This is a genomic window from Nitrospirota bacterium, from assembly GCA_040752355.1.
Taxonomy (GTDB): domain Bacteria; phylum Nitrospirota; class Thermodesulfovibrionia; order Thermodesulfovibrionales; family Dissulfurispiraceae; genus JBFMCP01.
Genome location: JBFMHE010000042.1, coordinates 1 through 3,154 on the forward strand (window position 1 = coordinate 1; position 3,154 = coordinate 3,154).

2 protein-coding genes are annotated in these 3,154 nt (G+C 57.7%); both read left to right on the plus strand.

Annotated features, from left to right (window positions below):
* A partial coding sequence (locus AB1805_17120) for a chemotaxis protein CheW (GenBank protein MEW5747152.1) occupies nucleotides 1–473 on the plus strand: 473 nt, incomplete at its 5' end.
* 428 nt (nucleotides 474–901) lie between these two features.
* Nucleotides 902–3,016: an MCP four helix bundle domain-containing protein gene (locus AB1805_17125; protein MEW5747153.1), complete on the plus strand. Its 2,115-nt coding sequence runs from the start codon at nucleotides 902–904 to the stop codon at nucleotides 3,014–3,016.
* Nucleotides 3,017–3,154: the final 138 nt, after the last annotated feature.

Consider the following 3,154-nt stretch of genomic DNA (forward strand, 5'->3'; position numbering starts at 1 on the left):
GCAGGGGCTCAACGATAACCCTCAAGCTGCCGCTCACGCTCGCGATCATAGAGGGACTGCTGGTGAAGATCGGCGGCGACCACTTCGTTCTCCCGCTCTCCGCAGTCGAGGAGTGCATCGAGCTGACTGCCGGCGATGCGGCAAAGACCCACGGCAGGCATATCGCGAATGTCCGCGGCTCGATCGTTCCCTACATCAGGCTCAGGGAGAGGTTCGGCTCCGAAAGAGCGCGGCCCGGGATCGAGCAGATCGTGATCACCAGGGTAGACGGCCAGCGAGTGGGTCTCGTCGTCGACGAGGTGATAGGAGAGCACCAGACCGTCATAAAAAACCTAGGACGGCTCTACAGGAATGCTGACGCGATGTCCGGAGCGACCATACTCGGCGACGGAACGGTCGCCCTGATCATCGACATCCCCCATCTCGTAAAAAGTGAAGAAGGGAGAGCACGGGAAACGGTCCGCCGGGAGTAGCGGACCCGATCCCTGCATTATCCGCATCAGCCATAACCCTGCCCCGCCGTCCCTCTTAATCGTAACAAGAGCGTACAGCAAAACGAGAGCGTGACAATCTCTCCTTTCATGCTCCCTTGCGGGCCCAAGCTCACGGAGACCCTCGCGGATGCGCCCCTCTGGTAAGACTCAAGGATCCTGTGGCATTCAGGTATACCACTCCTCCCCTTCAGGCATGGCAATATGGGATATTTTAAATCCTGTTTCAATAATGATATTTATTATCAACATCTTAGCTCCTGGCATCGCTTTTGAATATATCTTTTCAGATGATGAAACAGGCAGCAATGGGAAAAGAGGAGGTGATCATGCGGCGCACATAGGAATGGAAAGCGAATAGGAGCGGACGAACACTGCATATCGTTGACAAAAGCAAAGGAGGAACAATCATGAAATGGTTCTATGATCTGAAAGTTACGCCGAAGCTGCTGGGCAGCTTCATCGTGGTGGCACTGATCGCAGGGGTGATCGGATTTCTGGGTATTACCAATATGAAGAAAATAGATCGGCTCGATACGGAGCTGTACGAGATCAACACGGCCCCGCTCTCTCATCTGGGAGAGGCCGGGATATTGTACCAGAGGATACGGATCAACCTGCGCGACATGATCCTCGACAGGGATGCAGAGGCAAAGAAGCGTTATATTGCCAGACTGCGGGAAATAGACAAGGAGATGGACGGGCACCTGGCAACGTTTGAGAAGACCATAAAGTCGGACGACGTGCGCAAGGAATTCACCAAAGTCAAGGGGGGGACCGACAAGTACGGAGAGCTTCAGGAGAAGATCATCAGTCTTGCCCAGGAAGGCCAGCACGACAAGGCGCTCGCGGTTCTGCGCAGCGATGCCGCTGTCGGCCTTGCAAAGGATATCGACGAGGGACTAAGCAACTTGATGTCGATAAAGACGAAGCAGGCAAAGGAGAAGTCCGATACGAATACCGCGACGGCGCATGCCGCTTCGACGGTGATGATCGTTCTCGTCGTTGTCGGCGTATCGATCGCCGTGGGTCTTGGCATTTTCATAGCGCGGGTGATCAGCCGGCCTGTGGTCGCGCTGAAGGTAGCAGCGGACAAGCTGGCGCTGGGGGACGTGAACGTCACGGTCGAGGCGACGACCAAGGACGAAATCGGGCTGCTGTCGCAGTCCTTCAGGAACATGGTCGACAACATCAAGGACGCCGCCGCTGCGGTCGAGAAGGTCGCTGCCGGTGACCTTACCGTCGAGGTGAAGGTGAAGTCCGACCAGGACCTCCTCGGCAAGAACCTCACCGCCATGGTCAAAAACATCAAGGGCCTCCTCTCCGAGACCGAGGTCCTGATTCAAGCCACTAAGGAAGGCAGACTCGATACGCGCGGCAACGAGGCGGCATACATAGGGGCATGGAGCGACCTGGTCAAGGGGATCAACGCCCTGATCGAGGCCTTCGTCAGCCCCTTCAAGGTGACGGCCCACTATGTCGAGCTGATCAGCAAGGGAGAGATCCCTCCGAAGATCAACGAGGTCTACCACGGCGACTTCAACGAGATCAAGGACAACCTCAACGCCACCATCGATGCGTTGAACACCTTCGTCGTCAACGTCCGCACTGCGGCGAACAACGTGGCCTCGGGCAGCCAGGAGCTGAGCTCGAGCTCCCAGCAGCTGTCGCAGGGCGCCACCGAGCAGGCTGCGGCAGCAGAAGAGGCTTCCTCGTCGATGGAAGAAATGGCCTCCAACATCAAGCAGAACGCCGACAACGCCCAGCAGACCGAGCGCATAGCCCTCAAGGCGGCAGAAGATGCGAAAGAGGGCGGCAAGGCGGTCGTCGAGACCGTGAGCGCGATGAGAGAAATAGCCGAGAAGATCAACATCATCGAAGAGATAGCCCGCCAGACCAACCTCCTGGCCCTCAATGCAGCCATTGAGGCAGCCCGTGCAGGTGAGCACGGTAAAGGCTTTGCCGTGGTCGCCTCGGAGGTGAGGAAACTGGCCGAGCGGAGCCAGACCGCGGCAGGAGAGATCAGCCAGCTGTCCAGCACGAGCGTCGAGATCGCCGAGAAGGCGGGCGAAATGCTCGCCAAGATAGTCCCCGACATCCAGAAGACGGCGGAGCTGGTGCAGGAGATCACGGCAGCGAGCAGCGAACAGAACGCCGGGGCCGAGCAGATCAACAAGGCCATCCAGCAGCTCGATCAGGTCATCCAGCAGAATGCAGGGGCATCCGAGGAAGTCGCCTCAACGAGCGAGGAGCTGGCGAGCCAGGCCGAGCAGTTGCAGAGCACTATTGCCTTCTTCAAGATAGACGATAATAACGGTATGTCGAGAGCGGCTCAGGCGACCTATGCCAAGACCGCTCCCCGTACCGTGCGCAAGACCGCAGTAGCCCACATCACCCATGGTGAGAGCAAGGGTTCGGGCGGGGTCGTCTCTTCAAAGGCAAAGGGCAACGGCAAGACCGCAGGAGTAGCCCTCGAGATGGGCAGCGGCAGAGATATGTCTGACGACGAATTCGAACGGTTCTAGACAGGCGGGGTCAAGGGTCATGGGTCAAGAAAAGTCCCTGCCCCTGGCCCCTTGACCCTAAGGAGAGGAGGAAAGAGATGAGTGCAGCAGGAATAACGGAAACGACCCAATATCTGACCTTCAGGCTGAATGAGGAGA